This is a genomic window from Pseudomonas sp. MDT2-39-1 (assembly GCF_054898085.1).
Genome location: NZ_CM142716.1, coordinates 3,007,464 through 3,032,443 on the forward strand (window position 1 = coordinate 3,007,464; position 24,980 = coordinate 3,032,443).

At 59.1% G+C, this 24,980-nt stretch carries 24 protein-coding genes and 2 pseudogenes; 19 read left to right on the top strand and 7 right to left on the bottom strand.

Annotated elements, in window-relative coordinates; genetic code table 11:
- Positions 1 to 341: 341 nt before the first annotated feature.
- From ACYZTM_RS14415 to ACYZTM_RS14425, 3 genes and pseudogenes are all read left to right on the top strand, one after another.
- A pseudogene (locus ACYZTM_RS14415) lies at positions 342 to 1,745 on the top strand (phosphomannomutase/phosphoglucomutase); the annotation flags it as partial.
- 39 nt (positions 1,746 to 1,784) lie between these two features.
- Complete coding sequence (argB, locus tag ACYZTM_RS14420; RefSeq protein ID WP_109626724.1) at positions 1,785 to 2,690, top strand: acetylglutamate kinase; 906 nt, start codon at positions 1,785 to 1,787, stop codon at positions 2,688 to 2,690.
- Between the two features lie 188 nt (positions 2,691 to 2,878).
- Positions 2,879 to 3,082, top strand: a complete 204-nt coding sequence (locus ACYZTM_RS14425) for a hypothetical protein (RefSeq protein WP_461989018.1) — start codon at positions 2,879 to 2,881, stop codon at positions 3,080 to 3,082.
- A 64-nt stretch (positions 3,083 to 3,146) separates the two neighbouring features.
- On the opposite strand, the gene pyrE is transcribed toward ACYZTM_RS14425, so the two are convergent.
- Positions 3,147 to 3,791, bottom strand: coding sequence for an orotate phosphoribosyltransferase (gene pyrE, locus ACYZTM_RS14430; RefSeq protein ID WP_461989019.1), 645 nt, complete (start codon positions 3,789 to 3,791; stop codon positions 3,147 to 3,149).
- A gap of 82 nt (positions 3,792 to 3,873) precedes the next feature.
- On the opposite strand from pyrE, the gene ACYZTM_RS14435 reads away from it, so the two are divergent.
- A complete protein-coding gene (locus ACYZTM_RS14435) occupies positions 3,874 to 4,653 on the top strand; it encodes an exodeoxyribonuclease III (RefSeq protein WP_007934608.1) in 780 nt (259 codons plus the stop codon).
- A 187-nt stretch (positions 4,654 to 4,840) separates the two neighbouring features.
- Here the strand turns inward: ACYZTM_RS14435 and ACYZTM_RS14440 are convergent, their stop codons facing one another.
- Together ACYZTM_RS14440 and rph are read right to left on the bottom strand one after the other, a co-directional pair.
- Positions 4,841 to 5,209 (bottom strand): DUF4870 domain-containing protein, encoded by a 369-nt coding sequence (locus tag ACYZTM_RS14440; protein ID WP_266009577.1) that lies wholly within the window; start codon positions 5,207 to 5,209, stop codon positions 4,841 to 4,843.
- 27 nt (positions 5,210 to 5,236) lie between these two features.
- Entirely contained in the window at positions 5,237 to 5,959 is a 723-nt protein-coding gene (rph, locus tag ACYZTM_RS14445) for a ribonuclease PH (protein WP_010465211.1), read from the bottom strand.
- Between the two features lie 270 nt (positions 5,960 to 6,229).
- Between rph and ACYZTM_RS14450 the strand changes: the two genes are divergently transcribed.
- The 6 genes from ACYZTM_RS14450 (at position 6,230) to ACYZTM_RS14475 (ending at position 11,524) form a co-directional block, all read left to right on the top strand.
- Positions 6,230 to 7,093, top strand: a complete 864-nt coding sequence (locus tag ACYZTM_RS14450) for a YicC/YloC family endoribonuclease (RefSeq protein WP_131060683.1) — start codon at positions 6,230 to 6,232, stop codon at positions 7,091 to 7,093.
- A gap of 12 nt (positions 7,094 to 7,105) precedes the next feature.
- The gene (gene gmk / locus ACYZTM_RS14455; RefSeq protein ID WP_010465215.1) at positions 7,106 to 7,726 is read left to right on the top strand and encodes a guanylate kinase; all 621 of its coding nucleotides are present in this window, start codon (positions 7,106 to 7,108) and stop codon (positions 7,724 to 7,726) included.
- 167 nt (positions 7,727 to 7,893) lie between these two features.
- Positions 7,894 to 8,157: a DNA-directed RNA polymerase subunit omega gene (gene rpoZ / locus ACYZTM_RS14460; RefSeq protein ID WP_007894670.1), complete on the top strand. Its 264-nt coding sequence runs from the start codon at positions 7,894 to 7,896 to the stop codon at positions 8,155 to 8,157.
- Between the two features lie 56 nt (positions 8,158 to 8,213).
- Positions 8,214 to 10,319, top strand: coding sequence for a bifunctional GTP diphosphokinase/guanosine-3',5'-bis pyrophosphate 3'-pyrophosphohydrolase (gene spoT, locus ACYZTM_RS14465; RefSeq protein WP_461989020.1), 2,106 nt, complete (start codon positions 8,214 to 8,216; stop codon positions 10,317 to 10,319).
- A gap of 27 nt (positions 10,320 to 10,346) precedes the next feature.
- On the top strand, positions 10,347 to 10,727 hold the full coding sequence (locus tag ACYZTM_RS14470; protein ID WP_003229509.1) for a RidA family protein: 381 nt from the start codon (positions 10,347 to 10,349) through the stop codon (positions 10,725 to 10,727).
- A gap of 56 nt (positions 10,728 to 10,783) precedes the next feature.
- Positions 10,784 to 11,524 (top strand): hypothetical protein, encoded by a 741-nt coding sequence (locus ACYZTM_RS14475; RefSeq protein ID WP_461989021.1) that lies wholly within the window; start codon positions 10,784 to 10,786, stop codon positions 11,522 to 11,524.
- Positions 11,525 to 11,664: 140 nt separating this feature from the next.
- Here the strand turns inward: ACYZTM_RS14475 and ACYZTM_RS14480 are convergent, their stop codons facing one another.
- Positions 11,665 to 12,522, bottom strand: a complete 858-nt coding sequence (locus ACYZTM_RS14480) for an SDR family oxidoreductase (protein WP_461989022.1) — start codon at positions 12,520 to 12,522, stop codon at positions 11,665 to 11,667.
- A gap of 189 nt (positions 12,523 to 12,711) precedes the next feature.
- Between ACYZTM_RS14480 and exbB the strand changes: the two genes are divergently transcribed.
- From exbB to ACYZTM_RS14510, 6 genes are all read left to right on the top strand, one after another.
- The gene (gene exbB / locus ACYZTM_RS14485; protein WP_461989023.1) at positions 12,712 to 13,680 is read left to right on the top strand and encodes a tonB-system energizer ExbB; all 969 of its coding nucleotides are present in this window, start codon (positions 12,712 to 12,714) and stop codon (positions 13,678 to 13,680) included.
- Between the two features lie 6 nt (positions 13,681 to 13,686).
- Positions 13,687 to 14,115 carry a TonB system transport protein ExbD gene (gene exbD, locus ACYZTM_RS14490; RefSeq protein WP_010465232.1) on the top strand — a complete coding sequence of 143 codons (429 nt, stop codon included), beginning with the start codon at positions 13,687 to 13,689 and terminating at the stop codon, positions 14,113 to 14,115.
- Positions 14,112 to 14,861, top strand: a complete 750-nt coding sequence (locus ACYZTM_RS14495) for an energy transducer TonB family protein (protein WP_131060677.1) — start codon at positions 14,112 to 14,114, stop codon at positions 14,859 to 14,861. The genes exbD and ACYZTM_RS14495 overlap by 4 nt, the downstream gene beginning before the upstream one ends.
- A gap of 280 nt (positions 14,862 to 15,141) precedes the next feature.
- Positions 15,142 to 16,071: a hydrogen peroxide-inducible genes activator gene (locus tag ACYZTM_RS14500; protein ID WP_131060676.1), complete on the top strand. Its 930-nt coding sequence runs from the start codon at positions 15,142 to 15,144 to the stop codon at positions 16,069 to 16,071.
- 9 nt (positions 16,072 to 16,080) lie between these two features.
- On the top strand, positions 16,081 to 18,156 hold the full coding sequence (gene recG / locus ACYZTM_RS14505; RefSeq protein ID WP_219094647.1) for an ATP-dependent DNA helicase RecG: 2,076 nt from the start codon (positions 16,081 to 16,083) through the stop codon (positions 18,154 to 18,156).
- Between the two features lie 78 nt (positions 18,157 to 18,234).
- Positions 18,235 to 19,635, top strand: coding sequence for an aminoacyl-tRNA deacylase and HDOD domain-containing protein (locus tag ACYZTM_RS14510; protein ID WP_461989024.1), 1,401 nt, complete (start codon positions 18,235 to 18,237; stop codon positions 19,633 to 19,635).
- A gap of 313 nt (positions 19,636 to 19,948) precedes the next feature.
- Here ACYZTM_RS14510 and ACYZTM_RS14515 read toward each other — a convergent pair whose 3' ends face one another.
- Complete coding sequence (locus ACYZTM_RS14515) at positions 19,949 to 20,452, bottom strand: hypothetical protein (protein WP_461989025.1); 504 nt, start codon at positions 20,450 to 20,452, stop codon at positions 19,949 to 19,951.
- A gap of 41 nt (positions 20,453 to 20,493) precedes the next feature.
- On the opposite strand from ACYZTM_RS14515, the gene ACYZTM_RS14520 reads away from it, so the two are divergent.
- Positions 20,494 to 21,258, top strand: coding sequence for a Fic/DOC family protein (locus ACYZTM_RS14520; protein ID WP_461989026.1), 765 nt, complete (start codon positions 20,494 to 20,496; stop codon positions 21,256 to 21,258).
- 81 nt (positions 21,259 to 21,339) lie between these two features.
- Here the strand turns inward: ACYZTM_RS14520 and ACYZTM_RS14525 are convergent, their stop codons facing one another.
- Entirely contained in the window at positions 21,340 to 21,729 is a 390-nt protein-coding gene (locus ACYZTM_RS14525; RefSeq protein ID WP_008030620.1) for a hypothetical protein, read from the bottom strand.
- A 486-nt stretch (positions 21,730 to 22,215) separates the two neighbouring features.
- Between ACYZTM_RS14525 and ACYZTM_RS14530 the strand changes: the two genes are divergently transcribed.
- Together ACYZTM_RS14530 and ACYZTM_RS14535 are read left to right on the top strand one after the other, a co-directional pair.
- A complete protein-coding gene (locus ACYZTM_RS14530) occupies positions 22,216 to 22,599 on the top strand; it encodes a DUF6124 family protein (RefSeq protein ID WP_461989027.1) in 384 nt (127 codons plus the stop codon).
- Positions 22,600 to 22,968: 369 nt separating this feature from the next.
- Positions 22,969 to 24,149, top strand: a protein-coding gene (locus ACYZTM_RS14535; protein ID WP_461983481.1) for an IS3 family transposase whose coding sequence is annotated in 2 segments (ribosomal slippage) — positions 22,969 to 23,221 and positions 23,221 to 24,149 — 1,182 coding nt in all. Because the reading frame shifts where the segments join, the coding sequence is not laid out codon by codon here.
- Positions 24,150 to 24,606: 457 nt separating this feature from the next.
- Here ACYZTM_RS14535 and ACYZTM_RS14540 read toward each other — a convergent pair.
- Positions 24,607 to 24,957, bottom strand: a pseudogene (locus tag ACYZTM_RS14540) (lysozyme inhibitor LprI family protein); the annotation flags it as partial.
- Between the last annotated feature and the right edge of the window lie 23 nt (positions 24,958 to 24,980).

Genomic DNA, 24,980 nt, shown 5'->3' on the forward strand with positions numbered 1-24,980 from the left:
CGGATAGATGGCTACCTTGTGGTGAGGGGGCTTGACCCCGTTGGGCTGCGTAGCATCCCCAAAAACCTATAAGTTTTACGGATTTTTGTGAGTGCTACGCACTCAAGCGGGAGCAAGCTCCCTCGCCACAGGTATGGGGCCTGCTGAAATTTGCACAAAGCTCAGCTGGAAGTTTTACCGCCCAAAATCAAGGCATTGACCGGTCATTACCCCACAAACGCAGGTGGCATGGCCTTTACACACCACGAACTCTCAGTGGAAAACGCCGTCATACCCTTCAGTTTGCACCTGCCGACGAGTTCTTCGCAGACAGGTCCAGCCACCTTCGAGATGGAGCATTTCCAGTAATGAGCAGCCCAGCCCAAGTCGCACCCAAGTTCCCCGACAGCATCTTCCGCGCCTACGACATTCGCGGCACCGTCCCGGAATTCCTGAACGCTGAGACCGCTTATTGGCTCGGTCGCGCCATCGGTGCCCAGAGCCTGGCCCAGGACGAACCGAACGTTTCCGTTGGCCGCGACGGTCGACTCTCCGGCCCGGAACTGGTCGAGCAATTGATCAAGGGCCTGGCCGACAGCGGTTGCCACGTCAGCGACGTTGGCCTGGTGCCAACACCGGCGCTGTATTACGCCGCCAACGTACTGGCCGGCAAATCCGGTGTCATGTTGACCGGCAGCCACAACCCGTCGAACTACAACGGTTTCAAGATCGTGATCGCCGGCGACACCCTGGCCAACGAACAGATCCAGGCCCTGCACGACCGCCTCAAGACCAACAACCTGAGCAGCGGCAAGGGCAGCGTCACCCAGGTCGAGATTCTCGACCGCTACAACACCGAAATCGTCCAGGACATCAAACTGGCTCGTCGCCTGAAAGTCGTGGTCGACTGCGGCAACGGCGCGGCCGGCGTGATTGCCCCGCAACTGATCGAAGCGCTGAACTGCGAAGTCATCCCGCTGTTCTGCGAGGTCGACGGCAACTTCCCGAACCACCACCCGGATCCGGGCAAGCCTGAAAACCTCGTGGACCTGATCGCCAAGGTCAAGGAAACCAACGCTGACCTCGGCCTGGCTTTCGACGGCGACGGCGACCGTGTTGGCGTAGTAACCAACACCGGCAGCATCGTCTATCCGGACCGCCTGCTGATGCTGTTCGCCCGCGACGTACTGGCGCGTAACGCTGACGCGGAGATCATCTTCGACGTCAAATGCACCCGTCGCCTGACGCCACTGATCAAGGAATACGGCGGTCGTCCGTTAATGTGGAAGACCGGTCACTCGTTGATCAAAAAGAAAATGAAACAAACCGGCGCCCTGTTGGCCGGCGAAATGAGCGGGCACATCTTCTTCAAGGAACGCTGGTTCGGTTTTGACGACGGCATTTACAGCGCAGCGCGCCTGCTGGAGATCCTCAGCAAAGAAAAATCCACTGCGGAAGAGCTGTTTGCGACCTTCCCGAACGATATTTCTACGCCGGAAATCAATATCCATGTGACCGAAGAGAGCAAATTCAGCATCATTGATGCACTGCACGACGCGAAATGGGGCGAAGGCGCCAACCTGACCACCATTGACGGCGTGCGAGTCGACTACGCCAAAGGCTGGGGCCTGGTGCGCGCGTCCAACACCACACCGGTGCTGGTGCTGCGCTTCGAGGCCGATGACGAGGCTGAACTGCAGCGCATCAAGGATGTTTTCCACGTCCAACTGAAGCGTGTTGCACCTGATCTCCAACTACCGTTTTGACCTTCTGAAGCGCCCTTATTTGAAGTGCCGGAGCCCTGAATGACCCTCGAACGCGAAGCCGCCGCCAACACCGCCAAGGTCCTGTCCGAAGCGCTGCCTTACATTCGCCGCTACGTCGGCAAGACGCTGGTGATCAAATACGGCGGCAACGCGATGGAAAGCGAGGAGCTGAAAACCGGCTTCGCCCGCGACATCGTGCTGATGAAAGCTGTCGGCATTAACCCGGTGGTGGTTCACGGCGGCGGCCCGCAAATCGGCGACCTGCTCAAGCGTCTGTCGATCGAGAGCCACTTCATCGATGGCATGCGCGTGACTGACGCGCAAACCATGGACGTGGTGGAAATGGTCCTCGGCGGCCAGGTGAACAAAGACATCGTCAACCTGATCAATCGTCATGGCGGCAGCGCCATCGGCCTGACCGGTAAAGACGCCGAGCTGATTCGTGCGAAGAAGCTCACCGTGACCCGCCAGACGCCGGAGATGACCCAACCGGAAATCATCGACATCGGCCAGGTGGGTGAAGTAGTCGGCATCAACACCGATCTGCTGAATCTGCTGGTTAAAGGCGATTTTATTCCAGTGATCGCGCCGATCGGCGTTGGCGCCAACGGTGAGTCGTACAACATCAACGCCGACCTGGTGGCCGGTAAAGTCGCCGAAGCGCTGAAAGCTGAAAAGCTGATGCTGCTGACCAACATCGCCGGCCTGATGGACAAGTCGGGCACGGTCCTGACCGGCCTGACCACCCAGCAAGTCGACGATCTGATCGCCGACGGCACCATCTACGGCGGCATGCTGCCGAAGATCCGTTGCGCGCTGGAAGCAGTGCAAGGCGGCGTGGGCAGCTCGCTGATCATCGATGGTCGGGTTCCGAATGCAATTCTGCTTGAGATCTTCACCGATACCGGTGTGGGTACTTTGATCAGCAATCGCAAGCGTCCCTGATTCAAGTACATCAAAAGATCGCAGCCTTCGGCAGCACCCACGGATGTACGAATATTCTGTAGGAGCTGACGAAGTCTGCGATCTTTTTTTGTGCGCAGGAAATGCCTTACCTGACTCAGCGAAACGTCTGACATCGCGAAGGAATCAATCTGCATAGGATCTTCCCTGCATCTAAAGGAGATTTACCCATGCAGAAAAAACACGTTCCCTACGGCAGTGACGTTTCTGCGGGCAGCTATGCCTGCGCAGACTGCGGCCATAAATATTCCAACCAGTCGAAGACTTCGCTTCCGCCCTGCCCGAATTACCAGCCGAGTACTCATTCGCTTAAAGGCTGGAACATTCTGTCAGGACGGGGCGATGCTGTCCGCGACCCCTACCCGACCAAATAGCGATCCCATTGGAGTCTGAAACGGCCCCAAAGCAAAAAGGCCCTGTTTTAACAGGGCCTTTTCTTTAGACGCCGAACTGCGCCCGATAGGCTTCAACAGCTGGCAGATGCTGCTTGAGCTGCGGATCATCCGCCAAGAACTCCAGTACCTGGTTCAACGAAACAATGCTGATCACCGGAATGCCGAAGTCACGCTCCACTTCCTGGATTGCCGACAACTCGCCGTTGCCACGCTCCTGACGGTTCAGCGCAATCAGCACGCCCGCAGCCTTGGCGCCGTCCTGGGAAGCGATGATCTGCATCACTTCGCGGATGGCGGTGCCGGCGGTGATCACGTCGTCGATGATCAGCACTTCGCCGGTTAACGGTGCGCCGACCAGACTGCCGCCTTCGCCGTGGGCCTTGGCTTCCTTGCGGTTGAAGCACCATGGCAGATCACGACCATGATGTTCGGCCAGGGCCACAGCGGTGGTCGCCGCCAACGGGATGCCTTTGTACGCTGGGCCGAACAGTACGTCGAACGAAATGCCGCTCTCGACGATGGCTGACGCGTAGAAACGACCCAGCTGCGCAAGGGCCTGCCCTGAGTTGAACAGCCCTGCATTAAAGAAGTAAGGACTGGTGCGCCCGGACTTCAGGGTGAACTCGCCGAAGCGCAAAACGCCGCGATCAATGGCAAAACGAATGAAATCGCGCTGATACGTTTGCATGAAAAAAACCCCAAATACCACGGATTTAGCTAATTAGGTTGACGCCGTGTATCATACACGCACGCGATTTTTGGGGCCATTTATGCGGATCATCAGTGTGAACGTCAATGGTATTCAGGCTGCAGTGGAGCGAGGTTTGCTCAGTTGGCTGCAAGCTCAGAATGCCGACGTCATCTGCCTGCAGGACACCCGCGCCTCCGCCTTTGAACTGGACGATCCAGCCTTCCAACTGGATGGCTACTTCCTTTATGCCTGCGAAGCCGAAGTTCCCGCCCAAGGTGGCGTGGCTTTGTATTCGCGGCTGCAACCGAAGGCAGTCATCAGCGGTCTCGGCTTCGAGACGGCCGACCGCTACGGGCGCTACCTGCAAGCCGATTTCGACAAGGTCAGCATCGCGACCTTGCTGCTTCCTTCGGGGCAGAACGGCGATGAAGACTTGAACCAGAAGTTCAAGCTAATGGACGATTTCGCCCGTTATCTGGATAAACAGCGACGCAAACGTCGCGAGTACATTTACTGTGGCTCGTTGTACGTGGCGCAACAGAAGCTGGATATCAAGAACTGGCGCGACAGCCAGCAATCCCCGGGATTCCTGGCACCTGAACGTGCCTGGATGGACGAGATTGTCGGCAACATGGGTTATGTCGATGCCCTGCGCGAAGTCAGCCGTGAAGGTGACCAGTACAGTTGGTGGCCGGACAACGAACAGGCTGAAATGCTCAACCTCGGTTGGCGTTTCGACTATCAGTTGCTGACGCCGGGTCTGCGCCGCTTTGTTCGCAGCGCACGCCTGCCACGTCAGCCACGGTTCTCGCAGCATGCACCGCTGATCGTGGACTACGACTGGACGCTGACCATCTAAGCGTTTTTTCGCAGATACAAAAAAGCCGACATCGCTGTCGGCTTTTTTGTGGGCAATGACTCGACCCTGTAGGAGCGAGGCTTGCCCGCGAAAGCGATTTAACAGTCGACATTTATGCCGGATGTGACGGCCTCTTCGCGGGCAAGTCGGATCGCCGCACCGCTCGCTCCTACAGGGGACGCGGTGTTTATTTAATCAACCGCCACGTGAACGGATACCGATACGGCACCCCTTCATTGGCTTTGACGCCGGCAATGATCGTCAGCACCAGCGCACCAATCGCCACCAACCCCAACAGGAAGAAACCGACTATCACCACCATCAGCAGGAAGCAGATGGCAGAAGCAATGGCGACGGTGATCTGAAAGTTCAGCGCCTCCTTGCCCTGGGCATCGACAAACGGGTCCATCTCGCGCTTCATCTGCCAGAGGATCAGCGGGCCGATCAACGTACCGAACGGAATCCAGATCCCCAGCAAGGCGGACAAGTGACAAAACATTGCCCACTGCCGAACTTCTTTGCTCGGGATGGGAAGTAGCTGCTGCTCGTCACTCATGGTGTCCTCCTTGCGTGGAACATCCGATCAGTCGGCCAGTGCGGCCTTCTGCAGTTCGAAGATTTCGGTCATGCCTTTCTTCGCCAGTTCCAGCATCGCGTTCAGCTCTTCCGGCTGGAACGGTGCGCCTTCGGCAGTGCCCTGAACCTCGATGAAGCCGCCAGTGCTGGTCATCACCACGTTCAGGTCAGTCTCGGCAGCCGAGTCTTCCAGGTAGTCGAGGTCGAGCACAGGCTCGCCCTGGTACATGCCCACAGAAACGGCAGCGATCATTTGCTTGAGTGGGTCGCCGCCTTTCAGGCCGCCGCGCTTCTTGATCACTTTCAAGGCATCGACCAGTGCAACCATGGCGCCGGTGATGGACGCAGTGCGGGTGCCACCGTCAGCCTGGATCACGTCGCAGTCGACGTACAGGGTGACGTCGCCCAGCTTGGACATGTCCAGCGAAGCACGCAGGGAACGACCGATCAGACGCTGGATTTCCAGAGTACGGCCACCTTGCTTGCCGCGGCTCGCTTCGCGCTGGTTACGCTCGCCAGTGGCGCGCGGCAGCATGCCGTATTCGGCGGTCAACCAGCCTTGGCCCTGACCTTTAAGGAAACGCGGCACGCCGTTCTCGACGCTGACGGTGCAGATGACTTTGGTATCACCGAACTCGACCAGTACAGATCCCTCGGCGTGTTTGGTGTAGTTGCGGGTAATGCGGATCGAGCGGAGCTGATCGGCAGCGCGACCACTTGGACGTTTCATAGGGAGTACCTGTACGGGGGACGGAAAACTGCGGAGCATTATAGAGCCGCAGGGCCGTGAGTGGGCACTTCTAAAAAAATCCCCCGACGACTGAAGGCCCTGAATAGCGCTTTACCGACGGCCTGCAGCCCTTTGTCACGCCGTCTGTTTGGGCGCATTCGCCCCATTGCGCTACAATCCTGCGCCTTTGCTGCCTCTCGGCTTAAATTCATATAGATCAGGCCTGCGAAACCTTTGGTAACGCATGAACCTGCATTGCGAGGTAACTCCATGGTGCACAGCATGACCGCCTTCGCCCGCGTCGAAAAAGCCGGCGCCCAAGGCACCCTTAGCTGGGAACTGCGCTCGGTCAACAGCCGCTACCTGGAGCCGCACTTGCGTCTGCCGGAGTCCTTTCGCGACCTCGAAGGTGCGATCCGCGAAGCGCTGCGCCAGGGAATCTCCCGGGGCAAGCTCGAATGCACTCTGCGCTTTACCGAAGAAAACACCGAAAAACACCTGCAAGTGGACCGCGAGCGCGCCGCGCAATTGGTCGCTGCCGCCGAGACCATCGCCGGCCTGATCAAGAATCCGGCCGCGCTGAACCCGCTGGAAGTCCTGGCCTGGCCCGGCGTGCTGGTGGGCGATGCGACCGACCCGCAAGCCTTGAATGCCGAAGCACTGGCGCTGTTCAACGAAGGTCTGAAAGAACTCAAGGCCGGCCGCGAGCGCGAAGGCGCGGAGCTGGCACGGTTGATCAATGATCGCCTGACCTCCATTGAAGAAGACGTGGTGACCCTGCGTGAACTGGTCCCGCAGATGCTCGCCACTCAGCGCCAGAAAGTGCTCGACCGCTTTGCCGACATGAAGGCCGAGATGGACCCGCAGCGACTGGAGCAGGAAATGGTCATGCTCGCGCAAAAGAGCGACGTCGCCGAAGAACTGGATCGCCTGAGCACTCACATCATCGAAGTTCGCCGGGTGCTCAAATCCGGTGGCGCTGCCGGTCGGCGCCTGGACTTCCTGATGCAGGAGCTCAACCGCGAAGCCAACACACTGGGCTCCAAAGCCTTCGACCCGCGCAGCACCCAGGCGGCGGTCAACCTCAAGGTGTTGATCGAGCAGATGCGCGAACAAGTGCAGAATATTGAGTAAGGCAAACCTGACATGACCCACAGCACCGGCACCCTGTACATCATTTCCGCCCCTTCGGGCGCGGGCAAGAGCAGCCTGGTCAAGGCCCTGACCGACGCTGACCAGGAGATCCGCGTCTCGGTCTCCCACACCACCCGCGCCATGCGCCCAGGTGAAGTGAACGGCGTGAACTATCACTTCGTCGAACGCGGCGAGTTCGTGAAAATGATCGAGCACGGGGATTTCCTCGAGCGCGCCGAAGTGTTCGGCAACCTCTACGGCACTTCGCAAAGCCACTTGCAGCAGACCCTGGACGAAGGCCACGACCTGATTCTGGAAATCGACTGGCAGGGCGCCGAGCAAGTGCGCAAGTTGATGCCCCAGGCCCGCTCGATCTTCATTCTGCCGCCGTCGTTGCAAGCGTTGCATCAGCGCCTGAACAATCGCGGCCAGGACAGTGACGAGGTCATTGAAGGCCGGATGCGCGAAGCCGTCAGCGAAATGAGCCACTACGTCGACTACGACTACCTGATCATCAACGACGATTTCGCCCACGCCCTGAAGGATTTGCAGGCGATTTTCCGTGCCAATCAGCTGCATCAGAAGCGTCAGCAGCAGCGTAACGGAAAACTTTTGGCTGAATTGCTCGGCTAATCAGCACTTCCCAAAACCGTTGCAAGGGCTTTACATTGGCACTTGCAGCGCGTTGAAGGGCTTGGTCAAAAAATCAGCGCTTCCCTAATCGCTGGTGATTTTTTAAACTGTTGAGTCCGCTCGCCCACCCGGGCAGCGCGCATATTGCATTCGCTCCGAGGAATACCATGGCCCGCGTAACCGTTGAAGACTGCCTGAACCACGTGGAAAACCGTTTTGAACTGGTCATGCTGTCCACCAAGCGTGCCCGTCAACTGGCCACCGGCGGCAAAGAGCCACTGGTCCAGTGGGAAAACGACAAGCCTACCGTTGTAGCCTTGCGTGAAATCGCTGAAGGCCTGATGAGCTACGAGTTCATCGCCAATGCTGAAATCGTCGAAGACGAACCGCTGTTCGCAGCGTTCGAGGACGAGTCCAACGAGGCCGTGTAAGCCATGCCTGGTCGACGTAGCACGGCGCGGGGTCACAGCGAACGGCAGGATTTATCATGCCGAGCATAGACGCCCTCGCCGATCGCTTATCGACCTACCTCGGCAAGGACCAGGTCAATCTGGTCCGCCGAGCGTACTTCTACGCCGAACAAGCCCACGATGGCCAACGCCGCCGTAGCGGCGAGGCGTACGTCACGCACCCACTCGCGGTTGCGAATATTCTTGCCGAAATGCACATGGACCATCAGAGCCTGATGGCTGCGATGCTGCATGACGTGATCGAAGACACCGGTATTGCCAAGGAAGCGCTGCAAGCGCAGTTCGGCGAAACCGTGGCCGAACTGGTCGACGGGGTCAGCAAACTGACCCAGATGAACTTCGAGACCAAAGCTGAAGCCCAGGCCGAAAACTTCCAGAAAATGGCCATGGCCATGGCCCGCGACATTCGCGTGATCCTGGTCAAGCTCGCCGACCGCCTGCACAACATGCGCACGCTGGAAGTCCTGTCCGGTGAAAAACGCCGGCGGATCGCCAAGGAAACCCTGGAAATCTATGCGCCCATTGCCAACCGGCTGGGCATGCACGCCATCCGCATAGAATTCGAAGACCTCGGCTTCAAGGCGATGCACCCGATGCGCTCCGCACGGATCAACCAGGCGGTCAAACGCGCCCGGGGCAACCGCAAGGAAATCGTCAACAAGATCGAAGAGTCGCTGAGCCATTGCCTGGCGATCGACGAGATCCAGGGCGAAGTCAGCGGTCGTCAGAAACACCTCTACGGCATCTACAAGAAAATGCGCGGCAAGCGTCGGGCCTTCAATGAAATCATGGACGTGTATGCGTTCCGGATCATCGTCGACAAGGTCGATACCTGCTACCGCGTGTTGGGTGCTGTGCATAATTTGTACAAGCCGTTGCCGGGGCGCTTCAAGGACTACATCGCGATCCCCAAGGCCAACGGCTACCAGTCGCTGCATACCACGCTGTTCGGCATGCACGGTGTTCCGATCGAGATCCAGATCCGCACCCGTGAAATGGAAGAGATGGCCAACAACGGCATCGCCGCCCATTGGCTTTACAAATCAAGCGGCGACGAGCAGCCAAAAGGCACTCATGCCCGTGCTCGCCAGTGGGTCAAAGGCGTGCTGGAAATGCAGCAACGGGCCGGCAACTCGCTGGAATTCATCGAGAGTGTGAAGATCGACCTGTTCCCGGACGAGGTCTACGTGTTCACGCCCAAAGGCCGGATCATGGAGCTGCCCAAGGGCTCCACGGCGGTCGACTTCGCTTACGCGGTGCACACCGACGTGGGCAACAGCTGCATCGCCTGCCGGATCAATCGTCGTCTTGCACCGCTGTCCGAACCGCTGCAAAGCGGCTCCACAGTCGAAATCGTCAGCGCTCCCGGTGCGCGGCCAAACCCGGCGTGGCTCAACTTCGTGGTCACCGGCAAGGCGCGGACTCATATCCGCCACGCGCTGAAACTGCAACGCCGTTCCGAATCCATCAGCCTCGGCGAACGCCTGCTGAACAAGGTGCTCAACGGTTTCGACAGCTCGCTGGAAAAAGTACCGGCCGACCGCCTCAAGGCGATGCTCGCCGAATACCGTCTCGAACTGATCGAAGACTTGCTGGAAGACATCGGCCTGGGCAATCGCATGGCCTACGTGGTCGCGCGCCGCCTGCTCGGTGAAGGCGAACAGTTGCCAAGTCCGGAAGGCCCGCTGGCAATTCGCGGCACCGAAGGCCTGGTCCTCAGCTACGCCAAGTGCTGCACACCGATTCCGGGAGACCCGATTGTCGGTCACTTGTCGGCCGGCAAAGGCATGGTCGTGCACCTGGACAACTGCCGCAACATCAGCGAAATCCGTCACAACCCGGAAAAATGCATCCAGCTCTCGTGGGCCAAGGATGTCACTGGCGAATTCAACGTCGAGCTGCGCGTCGAACTGGAACACCAGCGCGGCCTGATCGCCCTGCTGGCCAGCAGCGTCAACGCGGCCGACGGCAATATCGAGAAAATCAGCATGGATGAACGCGATGGTCGCATCAGCGTGGTCCAACTGGTGGTCAGCGTGCACGACCGCGTGCACTTGGCCCGCGTAATCAAGAAACTGCGCGCCCTGACCGGGGTGATTCGTATCACCCGCATGCGTGCGTAAGCCACCACCCATTACAAGGAGTCATTCATGACCAAAACAGTTATCACCAGCGACAAGGCCCCGGCCGCCATCGGTACTTACTCCCAGGCGATCAAGGCTGGCAACACCGTTTACATGTCGGGTCAAATTCCTCTGGACCCAAAAACCATGGAACTGGTTGAAGGCTTCGAAGCCCAGACCGTCCAGGTGTTCGAGAACCTCAAAGCCGTCGCCGAAGCTGCCGGTGGTTCGTTCAAGGACATCGTCAAACTGAACATCTTCCTCACCGACCTGAGCCACTTTGCCAAGGTCAACGAGATCATGGGCAAGTACTTTGACCAGCCATACCCTGCCCGCGCCGCCATCGGCGTAGCCGCCCTGCCAAAGGGTTCGCAGGTTGAAATGGATGCCATTCTGGTCATCGAGTAATGCGTCCGGCGCAGCCTTCATAGGCTGCGTCGTCTTCGTTCTGAAAGGATTCCACCATGCGCCAAGCGCTAGCTCTCTCGCTGGTCGCCCTACTCTTGGGCGGTTGTGCCAGCAACCCTGCCGACCGTGACATCAGTGGCACCTGGATCAATCAGGTGGCGATCGACGCTGCATCCACAGGCGGCCCCCTGCGCGAAGCGCTCCAGGCTTATGGCCCGAACCTTGAATGGGACGTCAACACCAAGGCCGGTCAGGCCCGCTACACCAACGGTTTTGAAAATGTCGATGGCAAGCTGCTGGGCGAAGAGTCCGCGGCCTGGAAAGTCGACTTTTATGGCAGCTCCGCCAGCGAGTTGAAGCGTGACGGCAAGCAACTGAGCCAGGCCGCCAGCGAGAACGAGCCGGAGCAGGTCTTTGACCGTGCGCTGATTCCGGTGCCGGATGGCGCACCGATTGGCGCGAGCTTCGAACGCGCGCTGTACACCGCCTACATGGGCGGCAGCTGGAAAATCGTCAGCGGTCCGGGCGAAGGCAATACCGTGCAATTCCAGGCTGATGGCCAGGTTGCCGGCCTACCGGGCGCCGATCGTTATGCCCTGTGCCTGGCGGGCGATTGCGCGTCGATGAGCGGTGGCAATGACAATATGTGGCTGCAAGTGAACGGCCAGGGCAATACCTGGATCTTTGCGCGCAAGGGCAAGGAGCTGGAGATTGTGCAGGCGGTGAACACGGCGCAGGCGGATGAAATGCCTCAGTTCACGCCGGGTGATCGCAAGTGGTTGCTGGAAAAGCAGTGACCCGGCTCTAACAGCAAAGAAGAAACCCTGTGGGAGCGGGCTTGCTCGCGAAAGCGGTGTGACAGACAACAGAAGTGTTGAATGTTATGACCCCTTCGCGAGCAAGCCCGCTCCCACATTTGGTTTGGGGTGTATGGGAGTCAGCAGCGGCCTTCGAGGATGGCAGCGTAGCCTTCGCGATAGCTTGGGTACTTCGGTGCCCAACCCAAGGCCTTCGCCCGGGCATTGCTGCACCGCTTGCTGCCCGTACGCCGTACGCTCTCATCTTCAGACCACTCGGTCACGCCCAGATACTCACGCAACCAGCCCACCACTTCGGCCAGCGGCGCAGGTGCATCATCAACGCCGATATAGACGTCATCCAGGGCCACACCGCGTCGATCCGCTTCAAGCAGGTAAGCCAAAAGCCCCGCCGCGTCGTCGGCGTGAATGCGGTTGCCGTACAGCGGCGGGTCAACGGCCACGCGATAACCCCGACGTACCTGAGTCAGCAGCCATTCGCGGCCGGGGCCGTAAATGCCGGTCAAGCGCACGATGCTCGCCGGGATGCCGCTTTGCAGTGCCACTTGCTCAGCCTCCAGCATCAATCGACCCGAATAGCCTTCTGCAAGGGCCGGCGAAGTCTCGTCGACCCACTCGCCATTCTGCTGGCCATAGACGCTGCTGCTGGAAACGAACAGCAAGCGATCGGGCACCTGCCCATAGTCGTCCAGCCACTCCAGCACATGCTTCAAACCCTGGACATAGGCTGCCCGGTAACCGGCTTCATCGTGATCGGTGGCGGCCGCGCAATACACCAGGTAGTCCACCGCACCGACCGGCCAGGTCTGCGGGCAGTCTTCATTAAACAAGTCGCCAGCGACGCCAATGACTCCCTCGGGCAGACGCGAGACATCACGCCTCAGGCCATGGACCTCCCACCCGGAGGCTACCAATTGCGTGGCCAGGCGACTGCCGACATCACCACAACCGGCGATCAAAACAGAAGGCGCAGACATCAGAAAACTCCCATCAGAAAGGCACAGACTAGCGCCGGCACAGGACGAGCGGCTAGCAATGAAGGAAAAAAAGATACTCTATTACTTCTGTTAACAAGAATTACTTGCAATAATGCACGCCACTTTTGTTCTCGGCCTTACGAGGCCTGGAAGAACATTTACCGTCTTTTCCTTTCAGGTCCGGCCAGCATGACACGCAATCAATTCCCCGCTTCGCCAACCAAACGACCTCGCGCCTGGAGCGCAGTGGCCGCCCTGCTGCTCAGCCTGATGCTAGCACCGACCGCCGCTTTCGCTGACGCACAAGCACCCGCCACTCCAGCCGCCGCCGCTGCACCAGCCCCGGCTGATCATGCTGCCCCCGCCGTGGCGCCAGTTGCAACCGACCCGGCCCAGGCAGTAGACGCCAAAGACGTTCCAGAAGTCCTCGAAGCCGACAACACCCTGGGCATGGCCCACGATCTGTCGCCTTGGGGCATGTACCAGAACGCCGACATCATCGTGAAAATCGTGATGATCGGTCTGGCCATCGCTTCGATCATCACCTGGACCATCTGGATCGCCAAGGGCTTCGAGCTGATGGGCGCCAAGCGTCGTCTGCGCAGCGAAATCGTCCACCTGAAAAAAGCCACCACCCTTAAAGAAGCCAGCGTGACCGCGACCAAGCAAGGCACCCTCGCCAACCTGCTGGTGCATGACGCTCTTGAAGAGATGCGTTTGTCGGTCAACAGCCGTGAGAAAGAAGGCATCAAGGAACGTGTTGCCTTCCGTCTCGAGCGTCTGGTGGCTGCGTGCGGTCGCAACATGAGCAGCGGCACTGGTGTGCTCGCTACCATCGGTTCCACCGCGCCGTTCGTGGGCCTGTTCGGCACCGTGTGGGGCATCATGAACAGCTTCATCGGTATCGCCAAGACCCAGACCACCAACCTCGCCGTCGTGGCCCCCGGCATCGCCGAAGCCTTGCTGGCTACCGCGCTGGGTCTGGTTGCCGCGATTCCTGCGGTCGTGATCTACAACGTCTTCGCCCGCTCCATCGCCGGTTACAAAGCGCAAGTGTCCGATGCCTCGGCCGAAGTCCTGCTGCTGGTCAGCCGTGACCTCGATCACCTGCCGACCACCGAGCGCTCCGCGCAACCCCACATGGTCAAAGTAGGGTAATCAGCCATGGGCTTGCATTTGAAAGAAGGCGCAGACGACGATCTGGCCGAGAACCACGAAATCAACGTCACGCCGTTCATCGACGTGATGCTGGTGCTGTTGATCATCTTCATGGTGGCGGCTCCGCTGGCCACCGTGGACATCAAGGTCGACCTGCCGGCTTCCAGCGCCAAACCGGCGCCGCGGCCGGAGAAACCGGTGTTCCTCAGCGTCAAGGCTGACCAGCGCCTGTTCCTCGGTGAAGACGAAGTGAAGGCCGAAGCACTCGGCGCCACCCTCGACGCCAGGACCCAAGGCAAGAAAGACACGACGATCTTCTTCCAGGCCGATAAAGGCGTGGATTACGGCGACCTGATGAGCGTGATGGATAACCTGCGCTCCGCCGGTTACCTGAAGGTCGGTCTGGTCGGGCTCGAGACGGCAGTCAAGAAATGATCACGACGCGCCATAAGCTGACGCGTTACAGCGGGAGCTTGGCCGTGGTGCTGGGCGTCCATGCGCTGGCCATTGCGCTGGCGATGAACTGGACCGCGCGCCCACCCATTGAGCTGCCTCCGCAGGCGATGATGGTCGAGTTGGCACCGGTTCCCGCCCCGCCACCGCCGGCACCGCCGAAGGTGATAACGCCGCCACAGCCACCGGCCCCGGTGGAAGAACTGCCGATCCCGAAACTGGCTGAAGTGCCGAAGGCCGAGATCGTGGTGCCGAAACCGGTCAAGCCCAAGCCGAAGCCTCAACCGCCCAAGCCTGTGGAGAAAAAACCGGAGCCGCCGAAGGAGAAGCCGTCCGAGGAGAAGCCTAGCGACGCGCAACCAACCCAGGCACCGACGGAGAAATCCGCGCAACCGGCACCGGGTCCATCGCCGGCGCAACAGGCTGCCAAGGCCAGTTGGGAAGGCACTTTGCTTGCGCACTTGGGCAAGTACAAAAAGTACCCGGCGAGCGCACAGAATCGGGGCAAGCAAGGCACCAACCGTCTGCGCTTCATCGTTGATGGCGAAGGTAATGTGTTGTCGTACGAACTGGTGGGCCGTTCAGGCACTGCCGATCTGGACCGGGCCACCCTGGAAATGATCCGCCTCGCCCAACCGCTGCCCAAGCCGCCGGCCGACATGCTGACCAATGGCACCATCGAAATCACGGCGCCGTTCCTTTACTCGCTGGAAAAACGCCGCCGCTAAAAGCAACACTGAACCAATGTGGGAGCGGGCTTGCTCGCGAAAGCGGAACAACAGACAACGAAGATGTTGGATGTTATGGCCTCTTCGCGAGCAAGCCCGCTCCCACAGGGTTATCTGCCAGCCAGAAGACCCCAGCCATAAAGGCACCGAAAGGTGCCTTTTGCGTATCGGCCTGCGGCAAAACGGCATTACCCGGTGTCACTCAGCACACTCAGTCTGATAACGTGCGTCTATCGATTGCAGCCGGTATGCTTGGCTCGCAACTTCATGGACGCTTGCTATGACTCTTACAGAATTACGCTACATCGTTACCCTCGCCCAAGAGCAGCATTTCGGCCATGCGGCCGAGCGTTGCCATGTCAGCCAGCCGACCCTGTCGGTGGGCGTGAAAAAGCTTGAAGACGAACTCGGTGTGCTGATTTTCGAGCGCAGCAAGAGTGCCGTGCGCCTGACCCCAGTCGGCGAAGGCATCGTTGCCCAGGCACAGAAAGTCCTGGAACAGGCCCAAGGCATTCGCGAACTGGCCCAGGCTGGCAAGAACCAGCTGACTGCCCCGCTGAAAGTCGGCGCGATCTACACCGTCGGCCCGTACCTGTTTCCGCACCTGATTCCACAACTGCACCGGGTCGCCCCGCAGATGCCGTTGTACATCGAAGAAAACTTCACCCACGTGCTGCGCGACAAACTGCGCAACGGCGAGCTCGACGCGATCATCATCGCCCTGCCGTTCAACGAAGCCGACGTCCTGACCCTGCAGCTCTACGACGAGCCGTTCTACGTCCTGATGCCGGCCCAGCACCCGTGGACGCAAAAAGAATCCATCGACGCCAGCCTGCTCAACGACAAGAGCCTGCTGCTGCTCGGCGAAGGCCACTGCTTCCGCGATCAAGTGCTGGAAGCCTGCCCAACCCTGGCCAAAGGCAATGACGGCGCCAAGCACACCACGGTGGAATCCAGCTCCCTGGAAACCATCCGCCACATGGTCGCGTCCGGCCTCGGTATCTCGATCCTGCCGCTGTCGGCAGTCGACAGCCATCACTACGCCCCCGGCATTATCGAAGTGCGCCCGCTGTCGCCACCGGTGCCGTTCCGCACCGTGGCCATCGCCTGGCGCGCGAGTTTCCCGCGTCCGAAAGCGATCGAGATCCTCGCTGACTCCATTCGCCTGTGCTCGGTGGCCAAGCCGCAAGCACCGGTGGTTGCGGCCTAAGTCGCTGCCATGACCGAGTTGTCGCAAGTGTCGGTGACGGCACTCAAGGGTGTCGGTGAAGCCATGGCCGAGAAACTGGCCAAGGTCGGCCTGGAGAATCTCCAGGACGTGCTGTTCCACCTGCCGCTGCGTTATCAGGACCGCACTCGCGTGGTCCCGATCGGCCATTTGCGACCGGGGCAAGACGCTGTGATCGAAGGCACCGTCAGCGGCGCCGACGTGGTCATGGGCCGTCGCCGCAGTCTCGTTGTGCGTCTGCAGGACGGCACTGGCGGGCTCAGCCTGCGCTTCTACCATTTCAGCAACGCCCAGAAAGAAGGCCTAAAACGCGGCACGCGGATTCGCTGCTACGGCGAAGCGCGGCCCGGTGCGTCGGGGCTGGAAATCTATCACCCGGAATACCGCGCCATCACCGGCGACGAGCCGCCGCCAGTGGATGAAACCCTGACCCCGGTCTACCCGCTCACCGAAGGCCTGACCCAGCAGCGTTTGCGCCAACTGTGCATGCAAACCCTGACGATGCTCGGCCCGACCAGCCTGCCCGACTGGCTGCCGACCGAACTGGCCCGGGACTATCAACTCGCGCCACTGGCCGATGCGATCCGCTACCTGCATCACCCGCCCGCCGACGCCGACGTCGACGAACTCGCCCTCGGTCATCATTGGGCGCAACACCGTCTGGCCTTCGAAGAACTGCTGACTCATCAACTGTCCCAGCAGCGCCTGCGCGAGAGCATGCGTTCCTTGCGCGCACCCGCCATGCCGAAAGCCACCAGGCTGCCGGCGCAATACCTGGCCAATCTCGGCTTTACGCCAACCGGCGCACAGCAACGGGTCGGCAACGAAATCGCCTACGACCTAAGCCAGCACGAACCGATGCTGCGCCTGATCCAGGGCGACGTCGGCGCGGGCAAAACCGTGGTCGCCGCCCTCGCCGCGCTTCAGGCGCTGGAGGCCGGTTATCAAGTCGCGCTGATGGCGCCCACCGAAATCCTCGCCGAACAGCACTTCATCACCTTCAAGCGCTGGCTCGAACCGCTGGGCATCGAAGTCGCGTGGCTGGCCGGCAAGCTCAAAGGCAAGAACCGCGTGGCGGCGCTGGAGCAGATCGCCAACGGCGCACCGATGGTGGTCGGTACGCACGCGCTGTTCCAGGACGAAGTGCAGTTCAAGAACCTAGCGCTGGCGATCATCGACGAACAGCACCGTTTCGGTGTGCAGCAGCGGTTGGCATTGCGGCAGAAAGGCGTCGGCGGGCGGATGTGTCCGCATCAGCTGATCATGACCGCCACGCCGATTCCGCGGACGCTGGCCATGAGCGCCTACGCCGACCTCGACACCTCGATCCTCGACGAACTGCCGCCCGGCCGAACCCCGGTCAACACTGTATTGGTCACCGATACACGGCGCGTGGAAGTCATCGAACGCGTACGCGGTGCCTGTGCCGAAGGGCGCCAAGCCTATTGGGTGTGCACGCTGATTGAAGAATCGGAAGAGCTGACCTGTCAGGCCGCCGAAACCACTTACGAAGATTTGACCGCTGCACTCGGCGAATTGAAGGTCGGCCTGATCCACGGCCGCATGAAGCCCGCCGAAAAAGCCGCCGTCATGGCCGAGTTCAAAGCCGGCAACCTGCAACTGCTGGTCGCCACCACCGTGATCGAAGTCGGCGTCGACGTCCCGAACGCCAGCCTGATGATCATCGAAAACCCCGAACGCCTCGGCCTCGCGCAGTTGCACCAGCTACGCGGCCGCGTCGGTCGAGGCAGCGCCGCCAGCCATTGCGTGCTGCTCTACCATCCGCCGCTGTCGCAGATCGGCCGTCAGCGCCTGGGCATCATGCGCGAAACCAACGACGGTTTTGTCATCGCCGAAAAAGACCTTGAACTGCGCGGCCCCGGCGAAATGCTCGGCACACGCCAGACCGGCCTGCTGCAATTCAAGGTCGCCGACCTGATGCGCGATGCCGACCTGTTGCCCGCCGTGCGTGACGCCGCCCAAGCCTTGCTGGAGCGCTGGCCGGACCATGTCAGCCCGCTGCTTGACCGCTGGCTGCGCCATGGGCAGCAATACGGCCAAGTGTGAGCACCGTCGCAGTTTGTGGACGATGCTTTTAAACAAGCTGGTTATACTCCCGCAATTGTTTGAATTCGGATACAGACCATGACAGAAGCTGCCCTCGCCCCCGACACCCTGCACGCTCCGTCTGTTATTCGGCTGCTGCTGGGCAAATTGGGCATTGCCTACGAAGAAGTACTCGACCACCACGGCCTCAACGCCTCGCGCAAAGTGCAGGCGGTTCTGGTGGACGACGCGGTCGGTGCCCTGATGGTGCTGTTCCCGCAAAGCCAGTTGCTGGACCTCAATCGCCTCGCCGAATTAACCGGTCGCCGCCTCACCGCCGTGCCCACCGAGCGTTTGGTAAAAATGCTCGGCAAACACAACCTTAGCCTGCTGCCAGGCCTGCCGGCGCTGACCAGTTCGCCGTGCCTCTACGAAGAAAGCCTGCTGCGCGTACCGAAGTTGCTGATCAACTCGGGCGAGCCGGGCCTGCTGCTGGAAATCACCAGCGAAGACTTCAAGACCATGCTGACCAAGGCCAGCGCCGCCAATTTCGGCGAGAACCTGACCAGTATCCGCCCGAACCTCGACCGCCCCGACGATGACCGCGAGGAAATCACCCAGGCCGTCCAGGCGTTCACCGCGCGACGCATCCAGCAACGCCTGGAAGCGACCATCGAGATTCCGCCGCTGGCCGAGACCGCGCAGAAAATCATCAAACTGCGCGTCGACCCCAACGCCACCATCGACGACATCACCGGCGTGGTCGAAACCGACCCGGCGCTGGCCGCCCAAGTCGTCAGCTGGGCCGCGTCACCGTACTACGCCTCGCCGGGCAAGATTCGTTCAGTGGAAGACGCGATTGTGCGCGTGCTGGGTTTCGACCTCGTGATCAACCTCGCGCTGGGCCTGGCCCTGGGCAAAACCCTGAGCCTGCCCAAAGACCATCCGCAACACACCACGCCGTACTGGCAGCAATCGATCTACACCGCCGCCGTCATCGAAGGCCTGACCCGCGCCATGCCCCGCGCCCAGCGCCCGGAAGCCGGCCTGACCTACCTCGCCGGCCTGCTGCACAACTTCGGTTACCTGCTGCTGGCCCACGTCTTCCCGCCGCACTTCTCGCTGATCTGCCGCCATTTGGAAGTCAACCCGCACCTATGCCACAGCTACGTCGAGCAACACCTGCTCGGCATCAGCCGCGAACAGATCGGCTCCTGGCTGATGCGCTACTGGGACATGCCCGACGAACTCGCCACCGCGCTGCGCTTTCAGCACGATCCGAGCTATGACGGTGCCTACGCTGAATACCCGAACCTCGTGTGCCTGGCTGTGCGATTGCTGCGTGGACGCGGCATCGGCTCCGGCCCGGACGAGGACATCCCTGATGCCTTGCTGGAACGCGTAGGCCTGACCCGCGACAAGGCCAACGACGTCGTCAGCAAAGTGCTTGAGGCTGAGGTGCTGCTGCGGGAACTGGCTTCGCAATTCAGTCAGGCCTAAAGCACGACGGGCAAGCCCACCCCCACAGGATTTACGCAATCCCTGTGGGAGCAGGCTTGCCCGCGAAGAATCCCCCGCCGATCCACCTGAATCACCACAACCCCTTGTGGGAGCGAGCCTGCTCGCGATGAATCCAACTCGCTATCTCTGAATCACCACACCCCTGTGGCGAGGGAGCTTGCTCCCGCTCGACTGCGCAGCAGTCGCAATCCAGCCAACGCGATGTTTCAGATACAACCGAGGTCTCAAGCTTTAGGGCCGCTTCGCAGCCCAGCGGGAGCAAGCTCCCTCGCCACAAAGTCAGTCACTCGACTCAAGCCTTTGCCTTAGCTTTGGCCTTCCGCGGCTTCAAATACTTGGTCAACCCCTGAAACCAGATCACCAGCGCCGGATTGCCCTTGATCTGAATCGACTTGTCCTGAATCCCCGTCATAAACGCCAACTGCTTGTTCTTCGCCTGCATCGTGGCAAAGCCATACGCCGCATCCTTGCGCGCAATCGGCGGTATGGAAGGCACGCCTTTCACCTGATGGTTGGCTATGAGCCAGCGAGGACAATAAGCAGGCGCCCTGCTATGATTTGACAGCAAATAGAGGGCTTTCCGATGACCCAAACAGCTGCTGTCAGTGTTGCAAGCCAAGTCCGTAAGCTTGCGAAAGAAAACAAGGTCACTGCTGGACGTGACGGCATGAGCCGTATGGCCGTGAGCATTACCCGTTTGGCTGGCGATGTCGTCGAGTTGGATGGCATCGAGCAATTGCTCGTCAATCTCAAGAGAAAGGGCGTTCTGAGCAAGTCTGAAATCTTGGCGCTCCAAGGGCGCTATCTTCAGGAAAGGCGCGCACAGAAACGTAGCGCATGACTTTCGATCCGTTCGGCGACTTCGAAACGGCTGGATATCTTCAAAACTCGCTGCAACTGAAAGATCCCACTGAAGTAAAAGAGTCAGAGCATCTTTCGTTCGAATTGAGCATCGAAGATGCGCTTGCCTATTTGGCCAAAAAAAAACCAATCGATTACAAGGCTGTACTCAACGTTCACGAAATCCTGTTCTCCGGTTTCTATCACTGGGCAGGCAAAGACCGGAACGAGCTTGTCCCTCACCTGGCAGTCTTCAAGGGCTCGCTCGACGATCCCCGCAGCACCGTCTTCGAGCGCCCGGACTCCATCAAAATGTCTGTCGACTATGCGCTCAAGCTAGCAGCTGACAAGAAGCGCTTCAGAGACCATCCCGGCGGGGTGATGGGTCAGCTGGCTTTCGCCCACCCCTTCCTGGACGGCAACGGGCGCACGATTCTATTAGTCTTCATGGAGCTCTGTTATCGAGCCGGGTTCGCCATCGACTGGTCAAGGACAAGCAAGGACGACTACCTGAGGGCACTCAGCGACGAGATCCGAGAACCTCGCGAGAGGCATCTAGATAGCTACCTCAACCCGTTCGTAATCGATATATCCAGTCGTGACGAGTGGCCAGAGACAATCGGTGGAATCAGAGGCCTGGATGGCCTGGACAAGGAAGACATCACCTACGAGAACCTGGACAACCCGCAAGTCCAGCAGATCTACAAGACCTACCGGGCCCAGCCACTCGACGCCTGCGTGCCTCCTGAGTCGGATGGCTGAAGAGGTTTCACAGGGGATCACCTAAACCCTGTGGGAGCGAGCCTGCTCGCGATGAATCCAACCCGGTCTATCTGAAAGACTTCATACCTTGGCTTTAGCCTTCGCCTTCCTAGGCTTCAAATACTTGGTCAACCCCTGAAACCAGATCACCAACGCCGGGTTCCCCTTGATCTGAATCGACTTGTCCTGAATCCCCGTCATAAACGCCAACTGCTTGTTCTTCGCCTGCATCGTGGCAAAGCCATACGCCGCATCCTTGAACGCAATCGCAAACGCCGGCTCGGCATACACGCCCGACTTGCTGGTAATGCGCTGATCCTTCACAAAGAAATGCCGCGCCACTTTCCCGTCCAGGGTCTGTAGCTGAAACACCAATTCCTTGTCACCCAACTGCTGCTGAAACGCAGGATTAGTCCGACTGGCCTTACCCATCAACAAACCCAGCATCCACAGAAGAAAACGAAATTTCATGCGCACAGCCTCAAGAGAAAAGTGAACGGCCGGCGCAGTGTAGCGGCTTCAAGCGAGAACGCCACTGTTGTGCAGCGATAGAAGAAGATGCCGTGGTTTTTGACGCTGATGACTACCAAGTCATTGACGAAACGAGGTTGTTTAAAAGCGTGAAGATTTTGATCTTTCTACACTCGACTCCCTCGGATATTTCCTTCAATACGTGGTGCTGTTCGTGAACTAGGCAGTCTTGGGTTTCGTCGATAGGCTTTGTTCGTCGCCGCAAAATCGGTGACACGGACGTGCAAGTCCGGGATCGGCACACAATCGGTTATGGCTATTCATCGAGCGTTTTCTTATGCTCGCGAATTGTTATGGCGGCTGTGTGTGGGAGGCCTTCGGGTCTGCCGGTTTGCCGATTCCGGTCTTGCACACCTATACACAGCTGCCACCTCATTCGAAGCGCAAGCGAAACGGTGATTAGCTCCTAATATCGGTACTACTCATATGATCAAGCCAACACCCAATCCACCAGAAAACGAAGCCACCTCCCCCTACGAATCCCTCGATTCGAAGAAACTCCACGAAGCCGCCGAACGCGCCCTCGACCACCATTTCGCCCCACCACCCGGCGATAAACCCAAGCCTCGCAAAGGCAACCTCTTCGCCGTCTCCCCCGACATCGACACCGAAGCCCTCCTGGCCAACGCCTCGGAAGACCTGCTATCCATCAGCGCCATCGCCGCCAACCTGGCCGACGACGTGGACGGTGCACGACGCTCTTTGGCCTTGGCGCTTAGCAGATTGGCGGATGGGGTTCGGTTGTTGGTGGAGCGAGCGCTGGATCACATCGATTCGCCGAATCCGGCGGAGCATCGGGCGAAGGTGTAGCGGAGCCACTGGAATAAAAGGGGACGTTGAGTCCCCTTTCTTGATGATCTCAACTCACCACTGACAGCCTGTCTCTGGTGACGCCTCCATGCTGATATCTTGATCAAACGAATACTTCTTACCGGATTTGTAATTCGAGTAGTACATCGAGTTTACCCGAGCCCCCTGAGTCGCCCTTTCATACTCCCCCGTCACCACACCGTCAGAAACCTCCACCCAAGTCGTCGTGAACTGATAAGGCCCGCCCTCCGTCATGACTTCCTCCTCAGTGTTCCGATAGACGAGAGAAATGGCCTTCTTCGACTTGTAGTGGTCTAATTTCCCCGGACACCTCGATAGGTGGAAAATGCATCTATCGAGGAGTTTTTCATGACCGACAAACGCAGAACATTCGACGACAGCTTCAAGCTGGAAGTCGTGAAGATGATCAAGGATCAGGGCCTGAGCGTTTCACAGGTTTGTCGTGATCTTAATATCGGTGATACGGCCGTTCGGCGCTGGGTACAGCAGTACGAGGCCGAGCAGTTGGGACAGGCCGGGATGGGCAAACCGCTGACGTCCGAGCAGCAGCGTATTCGGCAGTTGGAGCAAGAAAACCGCCAGCTCAAGATGGATAACGATGTATTAAAAAAAGCTACTGCCTTCTTTGCCCGCGAGCTGAAGTAACGTACCGATTGGTTCGGCAGCTGCAACAGAAGGCTTATTCGGTGGCGCATGTCTGTCGGCTACTGGGTATTAGTCGATCCGGTTTCTACGAGGCCAACAAGCGCGCTGAAGTTCCGGCATCGGTTTGTCCGATCACGGTTCAGCTCAAGGCGTCGTTTGCCAAGAGTGGCGGCTGCTATGGCAGTCGCCCGTTGCGTAAAGCTTTACGCGCCAAGGGCATAGAAATAGGCCTTTATAAGATCCGCCGCTTGATGCGTACCAATGGCCTGCGTTCGGCCTGGAAGCGTAAGTTTGTGCACACGACCGATAGCAAACACAACCTGCCGATTGCCGAGAATGTGCTGAATCGCCAATTTGAACCCGAGGCAGCGAACAAGGCCTGGGTGGCAGACATTACCTACATCCGGACCCGTAGCGGCTGGTTGTACCTGGCCGTGGTGCTGGACTTGTTCTCACGCAAGATAGTGGGCTGGTCCATGGCCCCGAACATGCCGGCTGAGCTGGTGTGCAGTGCAATGCAGTTGGCGGTTGCTCAGCGTCAACCGCCACCGGGCCTGATCGCGCACTCGGATCGTGGCAGCCAGTACGCGAGCGCGAGCTACAGATCTCTGCTGGCAAGAAATGACATGCAGCAAAGCATGAGCCGTAAAGGTAACTGCTGGGACAACTCAGTGATGGAGCGCTTCTTCCTGAGCTTGAAAATGGAGCGGGTATGGCGGCGCGATTACGCCAACCACGCCGAAGCGATACGTGACATTACTGAATACATCGTTGGGTTTTACAACAACGAGCGGCTGCACTCGAAACTCGGGTATCTGCCACCGACCGTTTACGAACGGGAGATGGCGTCGAAATCACCTATCGAGGTGTCCGGAATTAGTTGACCACGACAACTTGCTATACCTCACCCCCGCGCCGCTCCATTTAGTGACCGAGTCGTAATAGGTTCTGAATTCGAAATTGATGTTTTTGCCTTCCAGCGAACGGAAACAAGAAACCTGTGTTGTGATCTCACTGCGGGCCGCCAGCGGACAGAGGATAAGCAGAGCTAAAAAAAACGAAGACAAAGATTTCAAACCGGTCATTCCTTTAGCGGTTCATGGGTAACTGAAAGCGCATCCGTACAGCGCAATAGGCGAGGTCTTCACGAAACAGACGGAAATTCATGTCGCATTGCCCGTCCGCATATTGCTTCCAAACCGGATCGTCGAACTCAACCCCTCCCAGCAGATTGATCGAGGCCTTCAAGCCGTTTTCGCGATCCTGCCCTGCCATCAGCGATGCCGCTTTGTAAAAGCCATCATTCGGCAGCCCTGTCTGTAGATAAATGAGCTCACCCAACCGGGCATTGGTTGCACGCGCCAAACACGCAAGCCTCTCGATGGGCGCCTCCGCTCCCGGCAAAGCGGACTGATAGATATCCTCACAATACGTTTCCTTGAAACGCACCCACTTTCTTTGCACATTGGTCAGTTGCTTCTTGTCTGCGGGAGACAAGCTGACCAGGACTTTCTTGTATTGGTCATTCAACACGGCATCGACTCTCTCGAGGCTTTGCTGACCGCAAATGATCAAATCGGGATTGGCGAAACTGTCGGGTTTGCAGGTTTCCTGGGCTTTCGCCGAGATCATCGACGCCGCCCAAACGATGCCCGTCAACGCGATTACAAGCCTCTTAAGTGTTGTGCTCATTGCTGGGCCTCCACGCTACTGCG

What these genes read in the sequence shown, in the direction of transcription:
- ACYZTM_RS14435 (WP_007934608.1), top strand. Translation starts at nt 3,874, where the DNA reads ATGCGGATCATCAGTGTGAACGTCAATGGTATTCAGGCTGCAGTGGAG.
- rpoZ (WP_007894670.1), top strand. Translation starts at nt 7,894, where the DNA reads ATGGCCCGCGTAACCGTTGAAGACTGCCTGAACCACGTGGAAAACCGT.
- ACYZTM_RS14480 (WP_461989022.1), bottom strand. Translation starts at nt 12,522, where the DNA reads ATGTCTGCGCCTTCTGTTTTGATCGCCGGTTGTGGTGATGTCGGCAGT.
- ACYZTM_RS14450 (WP_131060683.1), top strand. Translation starts at nt 6,230, where the DNA reads ATGGTGCACAGCATGACCGCCTTCGCCCGCGTCGAAAAAGCCGGCGCC.
- ACYZTM_RS14500 (WP_131060676.1), top strand. Translation starts at nt 15,142, where the DNA reads ATGACTCTTACAGAATTACGCTACATCGTTACCCTCGCCCAAGAGCAG.
- gmk (WP_010465215.1), top strand. Translation starts at nt 7,106, where the DNA reads ATGACCCACAGCACCGGCACCCTGTACATCATTTCCGCCCCTTCGGGC.
- ACYZTM_RS14520 (WP_461989026.1), top strand. Translation starts at nt 20,494, where the DNA reads ATGACTTTCGATCCGTTCGGCGACTTCGAAACGGCTGGATATCTTCAA.
- ACYZTM_RS14475 (WP_461989021.1), top strand. Translation starts at nt 10,784, where the DNA reads ATGCGCCAAGCGCTAGCTCTCTCGCTGGTCGCCCTACTCTTGGGCGGT.
- ACYZTM_RS14495 (WP_131060677.1), top strand. Translation starts at nt 14,112, where the DNA reads ATGATCACGACGCGCCATAAGCTGACGCGTTACAGCGGGAGCTTGGCC.
- ACYZTM_RS14530 (WP_461989027.1), top strand. Translation starts at nt 22,216, where the DNA reads ATGATCAAGCCAACACCCAATCCACCAGAAAACGAAGCCACCTCCCCC.
- pyrE (WP_461989019.1), bottom strand. Translation starts at nt 3,791, where the DNA reads ATGCAAACGTATCAGCGCGATTTCATTCGTTTTGCCATTGATCGCGGC.
- recG (WP_219094647.1), top strand. Translation starts at nt 16,081, where the DNA reads ATGACCGAGTTGTCGCAAGTGTCGGTGACGGCACTCAAGGGTGTCGGT.
- ACYZTM_RS14470 (WP_003229509.1), top strand. Translation starts at nt 10,347, where the DNA reads ATGACCAAAACAGTTATCACCAGCGACAAGGCCCCGGCCGCCATCGGT.
- ACYZTM_RS14440 (WP_266009577.1), bottom strand. Translation starts at nt 5,209, where the DNA reads ATGAGTGACGAGCAGCAGCTACTTCCCATCCCGAGCAAAGAAGTTCGG.
- argB (WP_109626724.1), top strand. Translation starts at nt 1,785, where the DNA reads ATGACCCTCGAACGCGAAGCCGCCGCCAACACCGCCAAGGTCCTGTCC.
- rph (WP_010465211.1), bottom strand. Translation starts at nt 5,959, where the DNA reads ATGAAACGTCCAAGTGGTCGCGCTGCCGATCAGCTCCGCTCGATCCGC.
- ACYZTM_RS14525 (WP_008030620.1), bottom strand. Translation starts at nt 21,729, where the DNA reads ATGAAATTTCGTTTTCTTCTGTGGATGCTGGGTTTGTTGATGGGTAAG.
- exbD (WP_010465232.1), top strand. Translation starts at nt 13,687, where the DNA reads ATGGGCTTGCATTTGAAAGAAGGCGCAGACGACGATCTGGCCGAGAAC.
- ACYZTM_RS14510 (WP_461989024.1), top strand. Translation starts at nt 18,235, where the DNA reads ATGACAGAAGCTGCCCTCGCCCCCGACACCCTGCACGCTCCGTCTGTT.
- exbB (WP_461989023.1), top strand. Translation starts at nt 12,712, where the DNA reads ATGACACGCAATCAATTCCCCGCTTCGCCAACCAAACGACCTCGCGCC.
- spoT (WP_461989020.1), top strand. Translation starts at nt 8,214, where the DNA reads ATGCCGAGCATAGACGCCCTCGCCGATCGCTTATCGACCTACCTCGGC.
- ACYZTM_RS14425 (WP_461989018.1), top strand. Translation starts at nt 2,879, where the DNA reads ATGCAGAAAAAACACGTTCCCTACGGCAGTGACGTTTCTGCGGGCAGC.